18 protein-coding genes are annotated in these 21,105 nt (G+C 39.6%); 8 read left to right on the forward strand and 10 right to left on the reverse strand.

Annotation, left to right across the window (positions count from 1 at the left end; all coding sequences use genetic code 11):
* Nucleotides 1-30: 30 nt before the first annotated feature.
* From BW142_RS15970 to BW142_RS15995, 6 genes are read right to left on the reverse strand one after another with little or no spacing between them, the layout of a single operon-like run.
* On the reverse strand, nucleotides 31-1,689 hold the full coding sequence (locus BW142_RS15970; RefSeq protein WP_076925490.1) for a BatD family protein: 1,659 nt from the start codon (nucleotides 1,687-1,689) through the stop codon (nucleotides 31-33).
* Nucleotides 1,683-3,626 carry a VWA domain-containing protein gene (locus BW142_RS15975; RefSeq protein ID WP_076925491.1) on the reverse strand — a complete coding sequence of 648 codons (1,944 nt, stop codon included), beginning with the start codon at nucleotides 3,624-3,626 and terminating at the stop codon, nucleotides 1,683-1,685. The genes BW142_RS15970 and BW142_RS15975 overlap by 7 nt, the downstream gene beginning before the upstream one ends.
* Nucleotides 3,626-4,612: a VWA domain-containing protein gene (locus BW142_RS15980; RefSeq protein ID WP_076925492.1), complete on the reverse strand. Its 987-nt coding sequence runs from the start codon at nucleotides 4,610-4,612 to the stop codon at nucleotides 3,626-3,628. Before BW142_RS15980 ends, BW142_RS15975 begins: the two co-directional genes overlap by 1 nt.
* Nucleotides 4,605-5,039, reverse strand: coding sequence for a DUF4381 domain-containing protein (locus BW142_RS15985; protein ID WP_076925493.1), 435 nt, complete (start codon nucleotides 5,037-5,039; stop codon nucleotides 4,605-4,607). Before BW142_RS15985 ends, BW142_RS15980 begins: the two co-directional genes overlap by 8 nt.
* Nucleotides 5,040-5,041: 2 nt before the next feature.
* Nucleotides 5,042-5,986 carry a DUF58 domain-containing protein gene (locus BW142_RS15990; RefSeq protein ID WP_024598408.1) on the reverse strand — a complete coding sequence of 315 codons (945 nt, stop codon included), beginning with the start codon at nucleotides 5,984-5,986 and terminating at the stop codon, nucleotides 5,042-5,044.
* A 3-nt stretch (nucleotides 5,987-5,989) separates the two neighbouring features.
* Nucleotides 5,990-6,946, reverse strand: a complete 957-nt coding sequence (locus BW142_RS15995) for a MoxR family ATPase (protein ID WP_024598407.1) — start codon at nucleotides 6,944-6,946, stop codon at nucleotides 5,990-5,992.
* A 306-nt stretch (nucleotides 6,947-7,252) separates the two neighbouring features.
* Between BW142_RS15995 and fadI the strand changes: the two genes are divergently transcribed.
* From fadI to BW142_RS16010, 3 genes are all read left to right on the forward strand, one after another.
* A complete protein-coding gene (gene fadI, locus BW142_RS16000; RefSeq protein WP_004335629.1) occupies nucleotides 7,253-8,563 on the forward strand; it encodes an acetyl-CoA C-acyltransferase FadI in 1,311 nt (436 codons plus the stop codon).
* Nucleotides 8,563-10,770, forward strand: a complete 2,208-nt coding sequence (fadJ, locus tag BW142_RS16005) for a fatty acid oxidation complex subunit alpha FadJ (protein WP_076925494.1) — start codon at nucleotides 8,563-8,565, stop codon at nucleotides 10,768-10,770. The genes fadI and fadJ overlap by 1 nt, the downstream gene beginning before the upstream one ends.
* A 74-nt stretch (nucleotides 10,771-10,844) precedes the next feature.
* Nucleotides 10,845-11,354, forward strand: coding sequence for a GNAT family N-acetyltransferase (locus BW142_RS16010; protein WP_024598405.1), 510 nt, complete (start codon nucleotides 10,845-10,847; stop codon nucleotides 11,352-11,354).
* 36 nt (nucleotides 11,355-11,390) lie between these two features.
* On the opposite strand, the gene BW142_RS16015 is transcribed toward BW142_RS16010, so the two are convergent.
* Nucleotides 11,391-11,777, reverse strand: coding sequence for an MmcQ/YjbR family DNA-binding protein (locus tag BW142_RS16015; RefSeq protein ID WP_024598404.1), 387 nt, complete (start codon nucleotides 11,775-11,777; stop codon nucleotides 11,391-11,393).
* 194 nt (nucleotides 11,778-11,971) lie between these two features.
* On the opposite strand from BW142_RS16015, the gene yeiP reads away from it, so the two are divergent.
* Together yeiP and BW142_RS20860 are read left to right on the forward strand one after the other, a co-directional pair.
* Complete coding sequence (gene yeiP, locus BW142_RS16020; protein ID WP_007580599.1) at nucleotides 11,972-12,544, forward strand: elongation factor P-like protein YeiP; 573 nt, start codon at nucleotides 11,972-11,974, stop codon at nucleotides 12,542-12,544.
* A gap of 616 nt (nucleotides 12,545-13,160) precedes the next feature.
* Nucleotides 13,161-13,355 (forward strand): hypothetical protein, encoded by a 195-nt coding sequence (locus BW142_RS20860; RefSeq protein WP_076925495.1) that lies wholly within the window; start codon nucleotides 13,161-13,163, stop codon nucleotides 13,353-13,355.
* Here the strand turns inward: BW142_RS20860 and BW142_RS16030 are convergent.
* Both BW142_RS16030 and BW142_RS16035 read right to left on the reverse strand, forming a co-directional pair.
* Nucleotides 13,352-15,604, reverse strand: coding sequence for an EAL domain-containing protein (locus tag BW142_RS16030; RefSeq protein ID WP_076925496.1), 2,253 nt, complete (start codon nucleotides 15,602-15,604; stop codon nucleotides 13,352-13,354). The genes BW142_RS20860 and BW142_RS16030 overlap by 4 nt on opposite strands.
* 54 nt (nucleotides 15,605-15,658) lie before the next feature.
* Nucleotides 15,659-18,382, reverse strand: coding sequence for an insulinase family protein (locus BW142_RS16035; protein ID WP_076925497.1), 2,724 nt, complete (start codon nucleotides 18,380-18,382; stop codon nucleotides 15,659-15,661).
* Nucleotides 18,383-18,574: 192 nt separating this feature from the next.
* Between BW142_RS16035 and sixA the strand changes: the two genes are divergently transcribed.
* From sixA to BW142_RS16050, 3 genes are read left to right on the forward strand one after another with little or no spacing between them, the layout of a single operon-like run.
* Nucleotides 18,575-19,045 carry a phosphohistidine phosphatase SixA gene (sixA, locus tag BW142_RS16040; protein ID WP_076925498.1) on the forward strand — a complete coding sequence of 157 codons (471 nt, stop codon included), beginning with the start codon at nucleotides 18,575-18,577 and terminating at the stop codon, nucleotides 19,043-19,045.
* Nucleotides 19,046-19,069: 24 nt separating this feature from the next.
* A complete protein-coding gene (locus BW142_RS16045; protein ID WP_076925499.1) occupies nucleotides 19,070-19,423 on the forward strand; it encodes a RidA family protein in 354 nt (117 codons plus the stop codon).
* 8 nt (nucleotides 19,424-19,431) lie between these two features.
* A complete protein-coding gene (locus BW142_RS16050; protein ID WP_076925500.1) occupies nucleotides 19,432-20,169 on the forward strand; it encodes an SDR family oxidoreductase in 738 nt (245 codons plus the stop codon).
* A gap of 1 nt (nucleotide 20,170) precedes the next feature.
* Here the strand turns inward: BW142_RS16050 and BW142_RS16055 are convergent, their stop codons facing one another.
* Nucleotides 20,171-21,100: an AEC family transporter gene (locus BW142_RS16055; protein WP_024598397.1), complete on the reverse strand. Its 930-nt coding sequence runs from the start codon at nucleotides 21,098-21,100 to the stop codon at nucleotides 20,171-20,173.
* Between the last annotated feature and the right edge of the window lie 5 nt (nucleotides 21,101-21,105).

Below are 21,105 nucleotides of genomic sequence, written 5' to 3' on the forward strand. Positions count from 1 at the left end.
TTGCAAAAAAAGACCTGAGTATCGTAGTTATTAATCATAAAGGTCTTTTAATACAGCTTGTTGCGACTTTGATGCTTGAGTTTGATAGTTCTCAAGAATTTTAATAATAGCATTAAGATCCGTGTTTGCGCCTTTATTACTGTAAAGTTGTGCCTGCAATTGGCTAATGAGACCATTAAGCTCGCTGCTGTTTACGCGGATGCAAAGCTCATCAATCGCGCCAACATTTTTATGGGTCACCTTTACAGAAAAGTTATTTAATGCGGTGTAAAAGGCTTTCACATCGTGTGTTTTGGCTAATGCTTTAAGCTCATTTAAGCTTGGCTGAGAAGTACCACGGGTATTTAGCTGTAATTTTTCAGTCGTATTTTTAGTAGAACGGCTTATTAAGTAAAAAATTACAGTAGCAATCCATAAAATATACCCTAAAGCGGCAACAACTATTAACCAAAGAGGAGTATCACTTTTAGTTTCAATAGGTTGTGTACCAGTTGCTTCATTCGAAATATTTTCAAGAGTAGGTGAATTATTTGTGCTGGGTTGTGGGTTTGCTATGGCTGTATTAGGCGCGGTAGTACTTGGCGTTACTGTAATAGTACGCTTTGGTAATGTAGCTACGCTAATACGGTTCATTTTAGTATTAAACCAAGGCAGCTTTATTTCAGGTAAAGTGTAAGTACCTGGCTTTTGCGGCAGTAATGCATACGATGCAGTTTGCTGCGATACAACTCGCCCGTCACGTACTGCATTGTTATTTTCTTTTTTATCTGGGTAGCTGCGTATGCCATCAATGGTAGGCATAGAGATTTCAGGTAATTGCTCTTTTGTAACCCCAAGCGCGGTAAGCGTAATATTACGTGTTATAGGTGTACCTACTTCTACGGTGTTGTCATTAGGTTGCCATTCTTCATCAAGATTAACCAGCTCGCTTGGTAACCATGCGCCCTTGTAATCACCCGGAATTGGTTTTATTTCTATTTGCTGATCGTCGCCAAGAGCTGACACTTCTAACTGACGATAATTTTGTTGTACACGTCCTTGAAAAGCGGGGCCTGCAATAGTATACGCACCACTTTTTTGTGGCTGAATCAAATACTCGCGAGTAATAACAAGGTAGCGTTTACCATCAACAAGCTCATAGCTCTCAGTTTGCTTACCTAATTGGGTTAGTTGAGCATCTTCCATATTTGGTGTGCTTAAGCTGCCATCAAGCAGTTCTTTGGCAAGGTAAAGCTTAATAGTGTAAACACCGGCTTCTTGGACAAATAGTGAATTACTTGAGAGCGACGTTTTTAAAAATATTTCGTTATTTTTATCTGCATCAACTGAGCGTTTTGCCACTTTTAATTTAATAGGCTGTGAGGTTAACCCTGCAACGTTAAATGCAGGAATTGTGTAATTGCCCTTTGCACGGGTCATTAATTTAACTGACCACGTGGTTTGTTTATTAATGCTGCCATTAATAATGTTGGTACGAGAGCTTAAGCTAGTAGGCCCTACAACAAAGTCTTTTAACAGCGATGAGGTGTCTGGTTGCTCGCCTTTAACTGTATCGTCCACCGATATATTAAGCATAAAAAATTCACCCGCTAAAACAGGGTTTTTATCTACGCTGGCTTCTAATTTGGTGGCAGCCCACGAAGGCATCGCACTTAATAGCAATAAACAGCAAAATAATCGCATTACCATGATTTTTCGACTCCTGTAGGGCGACGTTTATATTGTCTTTTTTGGGCTTCTAATTGCATTTTATTCCGTAATAAAATAGCCGGATCGTCCGGGACTTTTCTAAGTAGTTGATTAAGCTGTTGTGCTTTTTCTTTTTCTTCATTAGTGAGCTCACTTGCTTGGGCTTGCATGGCTTGTTGCTGAGCATTTTGTTTTTGCTCATCAGTGGCAGGTTGCTCACTCATCGCTTGTGGCTTACTTTGTTGCTGATCGTCTTCTTTAGGCTGGTCAGCGTCTTTATTTTTCCCTTGCTCACTTTGTGGCTGAGCTTGCATATCAGGTTCATTTTGCTTGTCTGATTGCTCGCCTGGCTCACCTTGTTGATCTTTTGATTGTTCAGACTCTTTATCTGATTCTTTATCAGATTTTTCATCGCTTTGGTTTTGACTCTCGTTTTCGCCTTTTTCAGAATCGCTTTTATCACCATTTTGTTGCTGATCCTGTTTTGACTCATCAGAATTTTGCCCTTGGTTTTGCTCATCTTTTTTCTGGCTATCATCTTGGTCTTGAGAGTCGTCGCCGTCGCTTTGCTGATCTTGCTGGTTTTGTTGCTCTTGTTGATTTAGTAATTGTTCAACTAAAGTTTGGTTATCAGCTGCTTGTGTAAAGTCGTCTTGTAAGGTTTGGGCTTGTTTGTAAGCTTCAATTGCTTCCTCAAGCTTGCCAGCTTTGGCGAGGGCATTACCGTAGTTGTATAAACCGCTAGCCGACTTATCACTACTAAACTCACTAAGTGCAGCATCAAAATTACCTTGCTGGTAAAGCGCAGCGCCTTTTAACTCACTCGATTGAGCCTGTGTTGCTGCATCGTATTCTTTATTATTGTAAGCCCCTAATGCACGCTGATCTGCATTTTGCAAAAGAGTGGGGAGCTCTACGGCATACGCATTTTGCTGCGGTAAAAAGCCAAAAGCTAAAAATGCGCCTAACAAGGCAGCGCGTCTAAATAAATACAAGCCAAATGGCAGTAATAACAAGAGTCCGTATATACCTGCATCTATTCGCCAAAGCGCATGGCTTTGTTTTTCGTCTTTCAATAATTCACTCTGTGCATTTGGAGCAAACGTATTTATGTCGTTATTGCTAGGTTGGTAACTAGCAAATTTACCACCACTGCTCGATGCTAAATTTTTAAGCTGACTGGCATTAAGTGTAGGTACTACAATTTGGCCGTATCTGTCTTTCAAAAAACCACCTTCAGGTAACTTAATTGGAGCGCCTTGAGCGGTGCCTACGCCATATATATTTAATCTATATTGGGTGTTACTGGTAAAGCTACTTACGTCGCTTTGTTCTTGTTGGTCAATACCGTCGGTCACTAAAATAATGTCGCCATCAATATAACCCGCTTGCGTTAATAGCTCTTTGGCCATATCAAGACCGGCTAAAACGTTTGAGCCTTTGTCTGGCATTATTTCAGGGCTTAAGCTTGGAATTAAATTACTAAGTGTTGTGGCGTCATTTGTTAGCGGCGATATTATGTAGGCCGTGCCTGCGTAAGCTACAAGCGCGGTATCACCTTCTTTAAACAGCTCAATCATATCAAGCGCTTTAAAGCGTGATTGCATTAAACGATTTGGTAAAATATCGGTGCTGTACATTGAGTACGACATATCCATAACAATTACACGGGCACTTTTACTTTGAAATACAGGAACTTGTTTTTTCTCAAAGCTAGGCCCTGCACTAAATAAAATGCCAAGGCTGCAAAACAAAGCAACTAACCAAAGTGGCTGGCTGGCTTTAGTGTTTGCTTCGCTCATTATAAATTGTGCTAAATGCGGTGCAATTAGCTGCTCACTAGTCGTTTTTTTATGCTTAATTAAGGCGACAAAAAATAATGCCACAGCAGGTATGAGTAACCATAAAAGAGCAGGGCGAATAAATTCAAAATCCATTAGTTTGGCTCCTTTAATGCACGCATTGTACTAAGCATTACTTTTAAGCTAATAAGTAAAATGGCAATAAGTAACGGGTAGTAAAATAATGAACTTTGTGGGCGAAATGTTTGTTCATCAGCGCTAATAGGTTCAAGTTTATCAAGCTCTGCGTAAATTTGTTGAAGGCCTGCTACATCTTTAGCTCTAAAGTATAACCCGCCAGTTTGCTCGGCAATCTTTTTAAGTAAGCTTTCATCTAAATTACTGCCACTAGAGCCACCCATATTAAAGAGACTAAAACCGCGCGGATTATCTGAGCCAACACCAATGGTGTACACTTTAATCCCTTCTTCGCGAGCTAGCAGTAGTGCATCTTCTGGATTTAGATTGCCTGCGGTATTTTGCCCGTCGGTTAATAGCACCACAATACGGTTACTTTCATCTTTATTGGCAAAGCGTTTTACCGAAAGGCCCAATGCATCACCAATGGCTGTTGCGCGTCCCACTAAACCAATTTGCGCTTCACTGAGCATTTTACTTACTGTTTTAACGTCGCGCGTGAGCGGGGTTTGTAAAAACGCGGTATCGCCAAATAATATCAGCCCAAGCCTGTCGCCTTGGCGCTGCTCTATAAAGTCACTAAGTACGGCTTTTACCATGGTAAGGCGGTCAACATATTGGCCATTGTAAGCCATGTCTTGTTCGGTCATCGAGCCTGATAAGTCGACCGCAAGCATTATATCGCGGCCTTCGTTTGGCAATGAGATTGGCTCATCTAACCATGTTGGATTAGCAGCGGCAGTAACAAGTAATAACCAAATTACCCACTCAAAAGGATTTAAACGTCGTGCATGTGGCTCAATGCTTTGGCTGGTTAAATTGTGTTTTGCAAAACTGGGTATACGTAAACGCGTGCTGGCATTACTTGCAGCGGGTTTTAATAGTAAAAGTAATAAAGGCAAAGGTAGTAATAAAAATAACCATGGCCAGCTAAATTCAAACATTTACTGACTCCTTTATTTTAAATTGCTTAATACCTTGGCGAAATTTATTGCACAGTGTTGTATCTTTTTGGCTGGGGTTATACAAGCTTAGTATTTCTTGTTCGCTAAAGCTTAAACCGGTAAGCGTAGTAAGTGTTGTGCACCATTTAGAGGTAGATTGCGCAGCAAGGCGCTTGTCGTAATATTCAATCACTAAACGTTTTAAAATAATATGCAGTTGCTGAGGGCTTTGCTCACTTTGGCTTAATTGTATTGCATAGCGTTTAGGCTTTTTAAATTTATGTTTTTTGTAAAATATATAAATAGCTGCGCACAGTGCTAAAAACAGCAGTGCAATAATAACCCACCAAGCAGGGGCGAGTGGCCACCAATTAACTTGGCTTGGCGCTATTATATCGTGCAGGCCATCGAGTGGATTGGTTTGCATGGTTATTTTCTCACTAATTGCAGCTCAAGCGGTGTTGCTGCATTGAATGATATTAAATTAAGACCCGATTTAGTTAAGCGATTAAAGCGCGTACTAAATGCTTGCTCAGCATTTTTAGCAAAGCGTTCTCTAAAGTTGTTATCCATTAATGGTAGGGCAAAGTCTTGACCATTTGCATTAACGGTGACAGCTTGCTTAAACGCAGGTAACTGATGCTCAAACGGATCGCTTATGTGGCAACCAATAAGCTCGCAGTGACGGCTTAATATTTCGAGTTGCTTAAAGCTGGCATCATCGAGAGCGTTAAAATCAGACACCAAATACACTAAGCTGCCTGGTTTTGCTAAATGATTAAGGCGCTTTAGGTTATCGCTAAAGTTGTTAGTGGCTGTTTTATCAATATTGTTGAGCGCTTGCTGGTGGTTGTCGCATAAATTATGACAAAGCTTAAGCACGGCTTTTTCACGGGCGCTGGGCTTTAGCTCCAAATGCGAGTGCTGATTAAACACAATACCGCCAATTCTGTCGCCGCGCTGACACGCCGACCATGCAACAAGGGCGCTTATGTGCGCCGCTTGCACCGACTTTAATAGTAACTTTGAGCCAAACAGCATTGAGTTTGAAAAATCAGTAAATACAAACACAGGGCGCTCTTTTTCTTCTTGAAAGAGCTTTGTGTGAGTCTCGCCGGTACGCGCAGTGACTCGCCAATCAATAGATCGAATATCGTCACCTTGCTGATAATGTCGCACTTCGGCAAATTCCATTCCTCGGCCTTTGTGCGGTGCAAGGTATTGCCCTGTTAAGGTATTTTTTATTTTTACCTTAGGGGCAAGTTCAAGCAATTGCGCTTTGGCTTTGTAATACATCAGCTCTTTGAGTGCTAAATTAACACCGTGGCTATGGCTCTGTTTGAGCCATGCTTGGGATTCTAATTGTTTTTGCATAACTTATGGTACGGCTACAAGTTCAACTATACGGCTTATTACTTGATCTTTAGTAATGCCATCGGCTTGGGCTTCGTAACTTAAAATAATGCGATGACGCAGTACGTTATGCACAACAGCTTGAATGTCGTCAGGTGCTACAAAGTCGCGGCCTTGAAGCCATGCATGAGCACGAGCACATTTATCAAGTGCTATTGTTGCACGCGGACTTGCACCAAACTCAATCCAGCTACCTAGTTGCGCATCTAATTTAGCGCCTTCACGGGTGGCAATAATAAGTTGTACTAGGTATTGCTCAAGCGGCTCTGCTAAATAAAGGCCTAGTATTTCTTTTCGCGCTGCGAATAAATCGCTTTGACTAATTTTTTGCAATACCGGCTGTTGCTCGTTAAGTGCTTCGCCGCGCGTTAAGCGCAGTATATCAAGCTCATGCTCTGCGCCAGGGTAACCAATACTTAGGTGCAGTAAAAAACGATCCAGCTGTGCTTCTGGTAACGGGTAAGTCCCTTCTTGCTCTAGCGGGTTTTGTGTAGCCATAACTAAAAACAGCTCGCTAAGCGGATAGGTGTTTTTACCTACGGTAACTTGGCGTTCAGCCATTGCTTCTAATAATGCTGATTGTACTTTGGCTGGTGCGCGGTTAATTTCGTCAGCTAAAATTAGGTTATGAAAAAGAGGGCCTTTTTCAAATACAAACTCGCTAGTTTGTTGGCGGTAAATATCGGTACCTGTTACATCAGCAGGTAATAAGTCTGGCGTAAACTGTACACGCTGAAACGAGCCTTCAATGCCTTTTGCAAGTGCATTAACTGCACGTGTTTTTGCAAGACCAGGGGGGCCTTCTACTAATAAATGACCATCAGCTAAAATTGCAATAAGTAGCGCTTGAGTAAGCTCTGGCTGGCCAATAATTTGTGTATCTAAGTACGTTTTTAATTGTGAAAATGCGTTAGCTGCCATAATAAGTGGACTGTCCTCGTCAGCTGGGTTTGTACCTAATAGTGTTAGGTGATAAATACAGACCTATTTATAAGGTTTATAATTGGGTAACTCAAGAGTTAGACTTTATTTTTTAAAATAGTTCGTTATTTTTTAACGATTTTTAGCGTACCACAAAACTTTGTAAATGCGTCTAAAAAAGCCTATTGTGATAGTCGTAATTAAACACTGTTTATATAAATTTGTGTTTTTCTATTGGCTTTAGCACACGGGTTGTTTAGAATCGAGGAAAACAAACAGGTCAGACCTGTCAGCGGGAGAGCATAAATGTCTGAGCAAAACATACTAAAAACACCAAAGGGCGACCGTATTGCCATAGTTAGCGGCTTACGTACACCTTTTGCAAAGCAAGCAACAGCGTTTCACCATGTACCTGCACTTGATATGGGTAAGTTGGTGGTTAACGAAATGCTTGAGAGATTAAATTTCAACAAATCAGAAATTGATCAACTTGTATTTGGTCAAGTAGTACAAATGCCAGAAGCGCCAAATATTGCACGTGAAATTGTATTGGGCACAGGTATGCCAGTATCGGTTGATGCATATTCTGTATCGCGCGCATGTGCTACCAGCTTTCAGGCAATTGCCAATGTAGCTGAGTCTATTATGGCGGGATCTGTAAGCGTAGGTATTGCAGGCGGCGCAGATTCGTCATCAGTACTGCCAATTGGTGTTAGTAAAAAGCTAGCAGGCAGCTTAGTTGATTTAAATAAAGCGCGTACGCTTGGTCAACGCTTAAAAATATTTTCAAAACTACGTTTAAAAGATTTATTACCAGTGCCACCTGCAGTTGCAGAGTACTCAACAGGCCTTTCGATGGGGCAAACTGCTGAGCAAATGGCTAAAACACATAATATTAGCCGTGAAGATCAAGATGCATTAGCGCATCGTTCTCACTCACTTGCAACGCAAGCATGGGCTGATGGAAAGTTAAAAGATGAAGTTATGACGGCGCATTTACCGCCATATAAAAGCTTTATTTCAGAAGATAACAACATTCGTAAAAATTCAACGGTTGAAGGCTACGCAAAGCTTAAACCGGTGTTTGACCGTCAGCACGGTACTGTTACCGCAGCAAATGCAACACCATTAACTGATGGTGCAGCGGCCGTACTTATGATGAGCGAAAGCAAAGCAAAAGCACTTGGCTACGAAATACTAGGTTACGTACGTAGCTTTGCATTTTCGGCAATTGGCGTAGAAAAAGACATGTTAATGGGCCCTGCTCATTCAACGCCTATTGCACTAGATAGAGCGGGTATTACGCTTGCTGATTTAGATTTAATTGAAATGCACGAAGCGTTTGCATCGCAAACACTTGCCAATATGAAAATGTTTGCTTCAGACAAATTTGCACAAGAGCATTTAGGTCGCAGCAAAGCAATTGGCGAAATTAACATGGATAAGTTTAACGTTAACGGCGGCTCTTTAGCATATGGTCACCCATTTGCAGCAACAGGTGCACGCTTAATTACGCAAAGCTTACACGAGCTTAAACGTCGTGGTGGCGGTTTAGCATTAACAACAGCGTGTGCTGCTGGTGGTTTAGGTGCAGCCTTTGTATTGGAGAGCGCGTAATGACAGATTCAGTATTTAATTTAGCGGTAGATGAAAACAAAATCGCCATTGTGACTATTGATGTACCGGGTGAGAAAATGAATACCCTGCGCAGTAGTTTTGCCGACGACTTAAAAGCGTTATTAGAAGACGCTAAATCGCAAAACGTAAAAGGCATGGTATTTATAAGTGGTAAAAGCGATAACTTTATTGCAGGCGCCGATGTAAAAATGCTTGATAGCGTGCAAAAGCGTGAAGATGCTTTAGCGATTAGCGAGCTATGTCATCAAGCGTTTTTTGATATGACAAAACTGCCATACACAACAGTAAGTGCCATTCATGGCGCTGCATTAGGTGGTGGTTTAGAGTTTGCTTTAGCGTGTGATTACCGTATTGGAACCGACAGCGATTTAACAAAAATTGGCTTACCTGAAGTACAACTTGGCTTATTACCAGGTGGTGGCGGTACGCAGCGTTTAACTAAAATTGTAGGTATTCAAAAAGCACTAGAGTGGATGCTAACAGGTAAGCAAATTCGTCCTAAGCAAGCTAAAAAAGCAGGCGTGCTTGATGATTGTGTACCGCATAGTGTGCTGTTAAAAGTTGCAAAAGAGTTTGCGACTAAGAAAAAGCCACAAGCAAAAGAGCCAAAGCTCGATAACATCAGTAAATTATTAGAATCAAACCCGTTTGGTCGTAACTTTATCTTTAAAAAAGCTAAAGAAAACGTACTTAAAAAAACGGGCGGGCACTACCCAGCACCACTAGCTATTATTAAAGCAGTGCGAGCTAGTGTAGAGCTTGATGAGCTAAAAGCGTATAAAACAGAAGCTGAAAGCTTTGCAACACTTGTAATGAGTGATGAATCTAAAGCGCTTCGCGGTATTTTCTTTGCAACCAATGAAATGAAAAAAGAGTGGCGCAATGATGACGCACCAGCAATTAGCAAAACCGCTGTTTTAGGTGGTGGACTAATGGGCGCTGGCATTGCGCACGTAAGTGCTGTTAAAGCTAAAGTGCCGGTACGTATTAAAGATGTAGCAGAGCAGGGCATTAGTAATGCAATGAGCTACACCTATAAAATTTTAGATAAACGCCTTAAACGTCGTATTATGTCTAAAGCTGATGTGCAGTTAACAATGAACCGTATTACAGGCACAACTGACTACAGTGGCTTTAAACACATTGATTTAGTAATCGAAGCGGTGTTTGAAGATCTTGCACTTAAGCAAGGTATGGTTGCAGACGTAGAGCAGCAATGCCAAGCAAATACAATTTTTGCAAGTAACACGTCATCATTACCAATATCGCAAATTGCAGCGCAGGCAGCACGTCCTGAAAATGTAATTGGCTTGCACTACTTCTCGCCTGTAGAAAAAATGCCATTAGTGGAAATTATTCCACACGAAGGTACATCTCAAGAGACCATTGCCCGCGTTGTTAACTTTGCACGTAAGCAAGGTAAAACGCCAATTGTTGTAAAAGACATGGCCGGTTTTTATGTGAACCGTATTTTAGCGCCTTACTTAAACGAAGCCGCTAATTTGATGCTTGCGGGTGAGCCAATTGAAAAGATTGATGCAGCCCTTGTTGAGTTTGGCTTTCCGGTAGGACCGCTGGCTCTACTTGATGAAGTAGGTATTGATATTGGCTCTAAAATTGCCCCAATTCTTGAAAAAGAATTAGGTGAGCGTTTTAAAGGCCCTGATGCATTTATGCGTATGATTGATTCAAAACGCCTTGGCCGTAAGTCTGGTCGTGGTTTTTATGAATACGATAAAAAAGGCAAAAAGGTTGATGAGTCAGTTTACGAACTATTGGGTGTTACCCCGGCTCCACGTTTAAACAAGAGCGAAATTGCTAAGCGTTGTGTGTCGCAAATGCTTAACGAAGCAGTACGCTGTTTAGATGATGGCATTATTGCCAGCCCACGTGATGGCGACATTGGTGCAATATTCGGTATTGGTTTCCCACCATTTTTAGGTGGCCCATTTAGCTATATGGATAAATTAGGCGCAAGTAAAATAAGCTCTGATATGTCTACATTGGCTAACAATAACGCTAACTTTGAGCCGTGTGAATCACTGGTAACAATGGCAAGCTCTGGTGCTACTTTTTATAACACAAAGCCTGTTGAGGTTGTAGCTCCTGAAGTACAAAGCACTGAGCCACAAGAGCAAAGTGTAATTGAGCCTGAAGTTACTAAAGAGATTGAAACGAAAGAATAAAGTTTCTGCTATCTAAAAAAAACCGCATTTAAATGCGGTTTTTTTATAGTTTTTATAAATAAATGAGGAGCTTAATGACATTATTTACACAAAGATTGAGCATGTACCAAATAGAAGAGTCTGATTGGCCTCTTTTTCTAGCGCTTCATCGCGATCCTCAAGTCCTTAAGTATTGTTTTGATATGCCAATGGAGTCACTTGTAAGAAACCGTTTTGAAATACGCTTACCTAAGTGGAATGCTAAATCACGGCATCCACTGTGTTTACTCATTATTAATAATCAAACAAAACAACCTGTGGGTGTTACAGGTTTTGCCTATGACGGAGAAACCGCAGAGCTTGGTTATTTATTATTGCCAGAGTATTTTAATAAAGGCTACGCGACAGAATCCCTAAGAGCTGTGATTGACTGGGCATGGAAAGAATGTGGTATTAGGCAGTTTAAAGCAGTCGTAACGCGTGGCAATATTGGTTCTGAAAGGGTGCTTAGTAAGTGCGGCTTAACCCATATCGATACACTTTTTAAAGTGCATACAATAGGCGAAAAGTTATACGACGATTTAATTTATACGCTTAAGGTGTAGGGTTTTAATGGGCTAGTAGCCTAGCCCAAAATGTGTTTACAAGTGAAGTAAAATAGCTTGTCGGTCTTTTTCTGGCATGTTTTCTACGACTAAATTAAATGAGTTATCAATCATTCTCTCAATTTCACCTTGTGCAATTGTGCCGTCTAAAATTACTGTATTCCATAAGCGTTTATTCATATGGTAACCTGGGATCACTGCCGGGAAAATATCACGCAATGATATTGCTTCGTCAGGATCGCACTTTAAGTTAAGCCACCAAATAACTTCACCATCATCATTAGTTTCACCGTCATTGCCAATAGCAAGAGTCGCAAACATTTTATGATTCACTTTATATACATCAACCTCTTGCGCAAATGGTTTTGTAACCTGAACAAGTGGTTTTTTAACTAAATACTCATGTACTTTTTTCTGGTCCATGATCCATTCCTTGAAGTCATACTCGGTAAAGCTACAATAGCAGTTTTTTTCACATTTGATTATATGTATTTTAGTATAAATTAAAATTTTATAAGCTAATACAACATGTAGCGTAAAACCAACGTAATTTTAGTTGAACAAAATCCAGTTCGTGGTATGTTTCTGGCAATCAAAAAAATAATAGGAATTCACACATGCCAAAGGCGAGTGATGTTAAAAAAGGTACTGCTATTGACTTCAATGGCCGCGTTTTAGTTGTAAAAGATATTGTGCGCTCTGTGCCGCAAGGACGTGCTGGTGGTAGTTTATACCGTATGCGTTTATACGATGTGGTAACCGGTGGTAAAGTTGACGAAACATTCAAAGACAGTGACATGCTAACGCTGGCTGATTTAACACGCCGTGAAGTAATGCTATCGTACATTGATGGCGACGAGTATGTGTTCATGGATAATGAAGATTACACGCCTTACAACTTAAGCAAAGATGCTATTAGCGAAGAAATTTTATTTGTTAATGAAGAAACGCAAGGCGTACATGTAATTGTTATTGATGGCGCGCCAGTAGGGCTTGATTTACCGTCAAGCGTTGAACTTGTTGTTGAAGAAACAGACCCTTCTATTAAAGGTGCATCTGCGAGTGCTCGTTCAAAACCTGCACGTATGTCTACTGGCTTAAATATTTCTGTGCCAGAGCATATTTCAACAGGTGATCGTATTCGTATTAATACTGTTGAACACAAATTTATGGGTCGTGCTGAAAAGTAACTTGTAATACCAACCTGCATAAATCTTTGATCAATTTAACGAATTAAATTGCACTATAACGTCGTTAAAAGTTTTTTATTTACGACTGCATGGATGCAGGAGGTAGAGCAATGCAGGGAGCAATTGCCGAGAACAACTAGATATAAAAACTTTTGCCTAGGGCGTGTTGACCTTTCGTGGGTTAATTTGCAGCAGTATGTTTGGTTTTTAGGCAAGGCAGAGCCTATGTAGTGTGGTTATTCCCCATAAATAGGCGATAACGTGGAATAAATGCCAAACATGCGCTGCCCGAAGGGTTCTGCCTAGGGGCAATTTACTCTTTGTTGCTCGGTTTTTACTTAGCCCACTAGGTTACAAACCTCGCGCCGCGATTAAATCGCCCCTAGATTGAACAAATTTCAATCCTGAAAGGTCAACAGGCCCTAGTTCTAGCGTAATTTTCTTAACGTTAAATAGACCCCATATATAAGCAGATTGGTATAAATTATAATTTTAAAAGCCGAATCTGTGTTTAACAGGTTCGGCTTTTTTGTGCGTGGGGAATTTGTTGCTTTAAATTTAATCACGTTAGCGTTAAAATAAGCGCCGTATTTTTGAGCAACTCTAAGAGGTGACCTTGTTTATATTTTTACTAAGCATTACATTTATAGCTTTAATGTATTTAGAAGCCATTAAAAAAGGTATGCCAATTAAGCGATGGCTTATTTTAGGCGGTTTACTTGGGCCTGTGGCCTGGTGCTTGTTTAATCTACATTATCGTCGTGCTTTAGTTAGAAATGTAGGAGTAAATGCATGTATATGGCGCCCTTAATTTATCGACGCTACATTTTTATTTTTTCTAATTAAGCTTGGAGCTGCTTTAGTTTGTTGCTGCCTTAAAAATTCAGTAAATTCACTTTTTGATAGTGGCTTAGAATAGTAATAACCTTGTACTGTTTCGCAATTAAGCTTTTTAAGTATATCAATTTGATGAGCTTGTTCTACACCTTCAGCAACAACATGCAAATCAAGGTTATGCGCAATAGTGACTATTGAGTCGACCATATTACGCCCACGTTCGTTGGTCATGTCATCTATAAATGCTTTATCTACTTTAAGTGTATTAAGCGGAAATTGCTTTAAATACGCTAATGATGAATAACCAGTACCAAAATCATCCATTGCTAAATGAATACCTCGGGCACTTAACGAACGCATAATTGCAATGGCTTCTTTGGGGTCGTCCATTACTGTACCTTCTGTTATTTCAAGCTCTAAAAAGTAAGAAGGTAATTCGTTTTTTTGCAAAATAACGTCAATACGAGAGGTTAAATCGGGGAGGCTGAATTGCTTTGCTGATAAGTTAACAGCTACTCGACCGCTAAACAAACTGCTATCTAGCCATTCTTTTACGTCTCTGCAGGCTTTGTTTAATACCACTTCACCAATTTCAATTATTTGGCCAGTTTCCTCGGCTATAGGTATAAACACGCCCGGGCTAATAATACCTTTTTTAGGCGTAATAAAGCGCACTAATGCTTCCATTCCGGTTAGTTTACCTGTGCGAATATTCATTTTTGGTTGGTAGTACACTTCAAAATGATCTTCTTTTAAACCAAAGCGCATAAGGTTTTCTATTTGCAGTCGTTTGACGGCTTGGCGGTTCATCGTGTCGTTAAAAAATAGGTAGCTATTACCTTTCTTTTTAGCATGATACATCGCGGTATCTGCATTCTTTAAGAGCAGTTCAGGCGTATTACCGTCTTCTGGAAATAATACAATACCCACACTTGAGGTGATTGCTAGTTCGTGGCCAGCCATTTTAAATGGTGTAGCAATGGCTGCTAAAAACTGTTTTGCCATGCGTGTAATTACATGAATGTCGTTAGTGTCTGACATTACCAGAGCAAACTCATCGCCGCCTAAACGATAAAATACATCATTATCGCGGGTTAGTTTATTTAGGCGCATTGCTAGTTTAGCTAATAAGCTGTCACCTAGCTGATGTCCTAACGAGTCATTTATTTTTTTAAAGTTATCTAAGTCGAACACAAGCAATGCGTGGTGTGAGTTGAGTTTTACTAGTTTATGTAAATCGGTAAAAAATAAATTTCGGTTAGGGAGACTGGTTGTGCGATCTCGATTCGATAAATTATGTAACTGTGACTCGGCTTTTTTACGCTCTGTTAAATCGGAATAAACCACTACATAGTTGGTTATTTGATTTTGATCGTTTTTAATTTCATCTATCGATATTTCTATAGGCAATAAAATGCGTTCACTATTACGAAGTTTTACTTCTTTTTGAATATGTTCGCGCTCTTTTACTATTTCAATAATTTTGCTTGTGTAGCTTGGCTCGTACCCAGATAGATTAAAATCTTTTCCTAAGTATTGCTCGCGTACGCCACCAAACAAGGTTAAAAAGCTAGGGTTTATATCAACCAGTTTAAAGTTTTTATCGTAAATTGCTAAGGCGTCGGTGAGCGACTCAACACATTTAGCAAACAGGTTTAAGCGCTCTTCAGTTGATTTTAGCTGTGATATATCACGAACTGTACCTGTCATTCTTAGAGGTGATAAGTTAGCGTCTTTTTCAATTATTTTTCCGCGATCGAGTACCCAGTGCCAACGTCCAAATGTATCTTTGATCCGGTAAGTAGCTTCAAAAAAAGCAGACTGCTGCGCAAAGTGTACCTTTAATAAGTGCTCAACGTTATTAATATCGTGAGGGTGAATAAGGCCTTTATTTGGCGGAAACCCCATTAAGGTAGTTGAATCCATTAAGTACTTATCGTTAATACGAATAACTTCGCCTGTTTTTATGTTCCAGTCCCAAAGCGTATCGCCACTACCTTCTACAGTACTTTTAAGGCGTTTTTCAGAAAGGCGGAGCTGGCGACGTGATCGTCTAAGTTTGTGGATCACAAATAACAGGTAGGGCAAAGCAAGCGCTATAATGGCGCTTGCTAGTATAAGTATATTGTCGGAGTTGTAATTAAATGATGACTCAAAGGCAAAAAGCTCAAATGAGTAAGCAAGTACTACAAGCATGCTTAGTTTTATTATTATTTTTATCATTTTTTTATTACTTCTAATTTACAAATGATAATTTAAAACAAGCTAAACCTAGTGTCAAAGAGATTGAGAGTAAACGGGCATATTTTGAGATTTATTGACTTTTGCCGAACTTAAAAGCTCATATCTTGGTCTATTATCATCAAATAGGCTTAGTGCATAAACTTTAAGTTCTTTTAGGGTTAGCGCATTTAAGGCATCTAAAAGTCGCTGCTGCATATGAAATTCATGATCTCTATTGCCTATAGCAAGCCATAACCTTTGTGAGCGCAGGCGCAGGTTTTTATCTTTTTCTGCAATATGAGTACTAAGACCGTGTTTTTGCTGTTGCCAATCGTTTTCATCAAGTGCATCAATGTTATCAAGGTAGTTTTTAATAAAGCTGTTATGACGATGCAATAAAGTTTTTGCATCAAACTTAGGTGACTGCACATAAAATGCGATACCAGCACGCGTATTAAATGGTGCATAACCTGCGCCTACTAAGTAGCCTAGCTGCTGTGTAGTTCGTAATTCATTAAAGTAATCTTGATTAATTAAATGATTTAACGCCATCATTTTTACTTTTTCGGCCACGCAATCCGTTTGCGCTTGATAGTAAATAACCATTGCATGGTCGCTACAAGGAAGTTCTAACTCGTAGCGAGTTACTTTTTTAATTTCAAAAAGAGGGCGTCTTAAATCTTCAATTATGGCTGCGTTTTTTAAGTGATCTGCGACCTTTTTTTGAAAGGCTATTGCATCACTTTGCTGCCAGTTACCATGTAAAAATGATTCAACATGTAGTGCTTTAAAAAAGTCTGTTCTAAACTCATTAAATTGCTGAAAACAGGTGTTTTTTAATGCTGATGCAAGCTCCCCTGGTTGTGGGTTCCAAGGCATTATTTTTGCGCCTAAAATGCTAAACAACTCACTCACAGGTTTGTTTTGGTTACTATTGCGCCAATGCCTTACAAGTTGTTTTTTATATTCAGCAAAGCGTTTTGCACAAATTTCTACATTAAACAAAGCATCTATTAATTGATCAACTAGCTCTAACTGGCTAGATGAAAGCCCCGCAGTATGTAAAGTTAACCCACCTTGATGCGAAGTTAAGTGGTAGCTAAGTCCTGCAAGTTCTGCTGGATAAAATTGCTCGCCCACGCTATCCATAAATAAATCGGTAAATAAGCGGGTGAGTGCCATATGTTTTACGTCTTTTACAGCAAAATCAGAATCCATTGCTAAATAAAAATGGCCTTTAGCAACACGAAATGTGTTGTCTTGTTTAAACCAAAAGTCAAAACCAGGTTCTTTTACTAATAACTCGGGTTTTGTTTGTGGTTTTACGACATTAAATAACACGACTTCTTTTGTTAAATAAGGATTAGCTGTAGGTAGCAGCATTTCGCTCAACGGTTTATTTATCTCGCTAAGGGCATCAAGCCAACTAGGTGAAATATGTTCTACTTTATAGGGTGTGTTATACCATGCTGTTTTATGTTCAGGCTCTACATCTGGGTGTATAAGTACGATGCGCATATTATGGGGTGTTAACCACTGCATGGCCATTTCGTGGGTTGCTTTTTTAAAGCCTTCCATTAAATAGTCGCCTTGCACGTAATTTGCTTCATCGTAATGCTGCATATTAATGCTTAAATTACTGACCCAATCAATTAAGCGTGACTTTTCTTGGTTATCGAATGCTATTTGTAATAGATTTTTTTTATCTTGGTATAAGCGCGGTAATTTTTCGGTGTTATGGTTAATTAAACAAATATATTCAAACACCATTTCAATAATATCTTCAAAGTATTCAATACCCTCATCGGTAAGCGCTAAGCTAATATTAAAATCTTTGAAGTTGCTGCCATTTATACCACCGCCAGCTGAAAGCGCGTTTATCCAGCCTTGCTCTTTTAAAATAGAATAAAGAGAACCCGCGCCTTCATAGCCAAGTAAATGAGCAATAAAGCTTACTGTTTTATGGCGATAAAAGTCGTCAATATTAGGCATAGCAAAACTTATGATAAGTTTTTGCATATGCTTATGCGGCTCAATATGAAGTATTTTTCCTATGTCTTGTTTGCGATAAAGTGGCTCACTGATCTCTGGCTTTTTAAGGCTTTTGTTGCCGTTAATTGCGCTAAAGTAAGTTTGAGTCCAGCTTTGTAGTGTATCTAGTGTTTCGTTTGCGCAAATAACTAAAGTCATCCACTGAGCTTGGTACTGGCTATTAAAAAAGTCACGAAGCTCATCACTAATACAGCGCTCTCTGTCAGCTAATGTTTGTAAGTTACCTACAGAGAATTTAGCAAATGGATGAGCTGGATTTACCGTTTCTTTGTGGGCTTGATAAATACGGCGACCATCGTCTTTTATTTTTAGCTTAAACTCGGCTTCAATCGCGTTGCGTTCTTTTTCTGTTTCGGCTGAATTTAAAAGAGGGGCAATAAAAAAGCGGCTAAATTGGGTAAGCGCTTGTTCAAATTCTTGATTGTTAATATCAAAAAAGTAACAGGTATGCTCAGTGCCGGTCCACGCATTCGTGTTGCCGCCAGCTTGCGAAACAAAATTATTAAAACTACCTGAATCTGGATATTGGTCAGTACCTAAAAAAAGCATGTGCTCTAGAAAGTGTGCTAGGCCTTGTCTATCAAGAGGGTCGTCAAAATGTCCGGCGTTAACTGCCATTGATGCTGCAGCTTTTGTAGAATCTTTATCTTGCACTAATAGTACTTTTAGACCATTGTCCAGTGTAAACGCGCGGTATGCTCTGTTATCATTGCGGCTGATATTCAAATGATGCTCCTGAAACTAAACGTTTACTTGTTAACAACAGATGATGGCTTCAGGAAAGCGAAATACAGCTTAAAGATTTACCTGAATCTCATGAAAGAACTATTTTAGAAATAAATAGGTTTATATTGTTAATATAGCTGACAAACGGGCAAACTGGCTACTGTTTTATATTCTTTAATCGGTTGATTTTTTATGAAAACAATCCTAATAATGCGTCACGGCGAAGCAACACCAATGCAGGCTGATGATGCAGGTAGAAATTTAACCCAAGCAGGGCATGATGAAGCTGAAAAAATGGGCCTTTGGCTCAGTAAAGCACATTCTCCTGATGCACTGTTAGTTAGTCCTTACATTCGTGCACAGCAGACAGCTGCAGGTGTGGCTAAAAATAATGTATTTAAATTTAGCGAAACCACATCTGATATTATTCCTGAAGGTAAACCACAAATTGCAGCCGACTACCTCGAAACGCTTATAGCAGCACACCCTAAGTGCAATACTTGGCTTATAGTAGCGCACATGCCTATTGTCAGTTATTTAGTAGACCAATTAAGCCCAGGTAACATGCCTATTTTTAATACTGGGGCCGTTGCAGTAATCAATTACGATGAGCAAACCCAGCGTAGTAGTTATTTAAGTATAAATGCCCCAGAGAACGTTTAAATACAAATAATTGAGTAAAGTAAAATGACGATAGAACGCTTACAAACAGGTGCGCGTATGAGCCGCATAGTAAAACACAACGGCACTGTGTATTTATGTGGGCAAGTATGCGCCGACGCGCAAAAAGGTATTAAAGAACAAACTCAAACCATGCTCGATAAAGTAGAGGCGTTACTTGATGAGGCAGGGAGTTCAAAAGAACATATGCTTAGCGCAACTATTTACGTAAAAAGCATGGAATACTTTGCTGATATGAATGCGGTATGGGATGCATGGGTAACCGAGGGGTATGCACCTGCACGTGCTTGTGTGGAAGCTAAAATGGCACGTGATGCTCTGCTAGTTGAAATTTCAGTCGTTGCAGCTTTAAAAGAATAATAGCTTTAATGACTCGCTCCCCCGTTGTACTTATCACCGGCTCTAGTCGAGGTATTGGCGCAGCTACCGCATTATATTTTGCAAAGCACGGTTATAATGTTTGCATTAATTATAAAGCAGATTTAGCTAGTGCAATATTGGTGGCAGAAAAAGTAAAGCAATTAGGCGTTGAGGCTGAAGTAATTCAAGGTGACGTATCACTAGAGGCTGACGTTTTAGCTTTATTTATGCATATAGATAAAGTCTTTGGTCAACTTGACGTACTAATAAATAACGCCGGTATTTTAAAACCACAAATGCCTTTGTTAGAAATGAGTGCTGAGCGCATAAACGAAGTTTTGACTACAAATATTACCAGTGCTTTTTTATGTAGCCGTGAGGCAATAAAGCGAATGGGAAATAGCGGTAGTATTGTTAATGTTTCATCGGGGGCTGCTAAAACGGGCTCTCCTAATGAGTACATTGATTATGCAGCATCTAAAGGTGCAATGGACACATTTACTATTGGCTTAGCAAAAGAAGTAGCAAGTAAAGGTATTCGTGTTAACTCGGTTAGACCTGGGCTCATCTATACTGATATGCATAGGGATGGTGGCGAAAAAGACCGAGTCGATCGGCTTAAAAGTAAATTACCCCTTGGTAGAGGCGGTACACCCGAAGAAGTGGCTGCAGCAATTTATTTTTTAGCTTCAGAGCACGCTTCTTTTACAACGGGTAGTTTTGTTGATGTAGCCGGCGGTTTGTAGGCTAAATTAATAAAGCTAGCCAAAACGTAAAACTAATAACACTTAAGATGGTAGACAATACCACAGCCCCAGCAAGAGTAGCTTCGTGCTGCTTTATTTGACTCGCAATAAGATAAGCATTTACGCCTACAGGGGACGCACTTAAAAGTACCAATACGTTAAGTATTTGCGTGTCTAGTTTGAATACATAAGTACCTACCAATAAAACTAGCGCAGGCAATAAAAATATTTTTAAAATTGATGCTATTAAGGCCGGTTGCCAATTTGCTGCTATTTTATAAAAAGCTAAATTTGCACCAAGTACAAATAACGCACAGGCAATTGCTGGTTTAGCTAATAGCTCTAAACTATTTGCTAAGTCGGTGAACAGTGTTACTCCTAATATGTTTAATATAAGCCCGCACCCAATACTCAGTACTATTGGGTTTAACACCATGCTTTTCCCAAAGTGCGACCACGAAAATTTATCGCTACTGCCTTTAGCCCCTATTAAAAAAGTAAGTGCAAATAACAATGTGCTATGAAAAGTAATAATCATAAACGCAATGGCTATCATCTCTTTGCCAAGCGATGCAATAACAATAGGAATACCCACTAACACCATATTTGAATAGCTAGAAGCAAGTCCAAATACACCGTGTTGTTGGTAATTTTTTAAATGCTTTTTACTTAAATAAAAGCGGTCAATTAAAATACCCACCCCAAATACACTCAGAACAGGTATGTAAAAGCTCAAAAATGCAAAAAGGCTAATGCTTTGCTGTAAGTTAATTTGCGACATATTTAATAATAAAAAAGCAGGCAAACTAATATAAAAAGTGAACTTACTCAGGCCTGCAATATGCTGCTTTTCGAAAAATTTTAATCGGCAACAGCTATAACCTAGCCCAACAATGAAAATGAGCGGAAAAATAATTGAAAAAATATGCACGTAGT

This window comes from Pseudoalteromonas sp. EB27, assembly GCF_001974875.1.
In the GTDB taxonomy this organism is placed as follows: Bacteria; Pseudomonadota; Gammaproteobacteria; order Enterobacterales; family Alteromonadaceae; genus Pseudoalteromonas.

Coding starts and splice junctions, on each gene's coding strand:
- BW142_RS16050 (WP_076925500.1), top strand. CDS start 19,432: ATGACTCGCTCCCCCGTTGTACTTATCACCGGCTCTAGTCGAGGTATT.
- sixA (WP_076925498.1), top strand. CDS start 18,575: ATGAAAACAATCCTAATAATGCGTCACGGCGAAGCAACACCAATGCAG.
- BW142_RS15990 (WP_024598408.1), bottom strand. CDS start 5,986: ATGCAAAAACAATTAGAATCCCAAGCATGGCTCAAACAGAGCCATAGC.
- yeiP (WP_007580599.1), top strand. CDS start 11,972: ATGCCAAAGGCGAGTGATGTTAAAAAAGGTACTGCTATTGACTTCAAT.
- BW142_RS16010 (WP_024598405.1), top strand. CDS start 10,845: ATGACATTATTTACACAAAGATTGAGCATGTACCAAATAGAAGAGTCT.
- fadJ (WP_076925494.1), top strand. CDS start 8,563: ATGACAGATTCAGTATTTAATTTAGCGGTAGATGAAAACAAAATCGCC.
- BW142_RS15980 (WP_076925492.1), bottom strand. CDS start 4,612: ATGTTTGAATTTAGCTGGCCATGGTTATTTTTATTACTACCTTTGCCT.
- BW142_RS15995 (WP_024598407.1), bottom strand. CDS start 6,946: ATGGCAGCTAACGCATTTTCACAATTAAAAACGTACTTAGATACACAA.
- BW142_RS16015 (WP_024598404.1), bottom strand. CDS start 11,777: ATGGACCAGAAAAAAGTACATGAGTATTTAGTTAAAAAACCACTTGTT.
- BW142_RS15975 (WP_076925491.1), bottom strand. CDS start 3,626: ATGGATTTTGAATTTATTCGCCCTGCTCTTTTATGGTTACTCATACCT.
- BW142_RS15970 (WP_076925490.1), bottom strand. CDS start 1,689: ATGGTAATGCGATTATTTTGCTGTTTATTGCTATTAAGTGCGATGCCT.
- fadI (WP_004335629.1), top strand. CDS start 7,253: ATGTCTGAGCAAAACATACTAAAAACACCAAAGGGCGACCGTATTGCC.
- BW142_RS15985 (WP_076925493.1), bottom strand. CDS start 5,039: ATGCAAACCAATCCACTCGATGGCCTGCACGATATAATAGCGCCAAGC.
- BW142_RS16030 (WP_076925496.1), bottom strand. CDS start 15,604: ATGATAAAAATAATAATAAAACTAAGCATGCTTGTAGTACTTGCTTAC.
- BW142_RS16045 (WP_076925499.1), top strand. CDS start 19,070: ATGACGATAGAACGCTTACAAACAGGTGCGCGTATGAGCCGCATAGTA.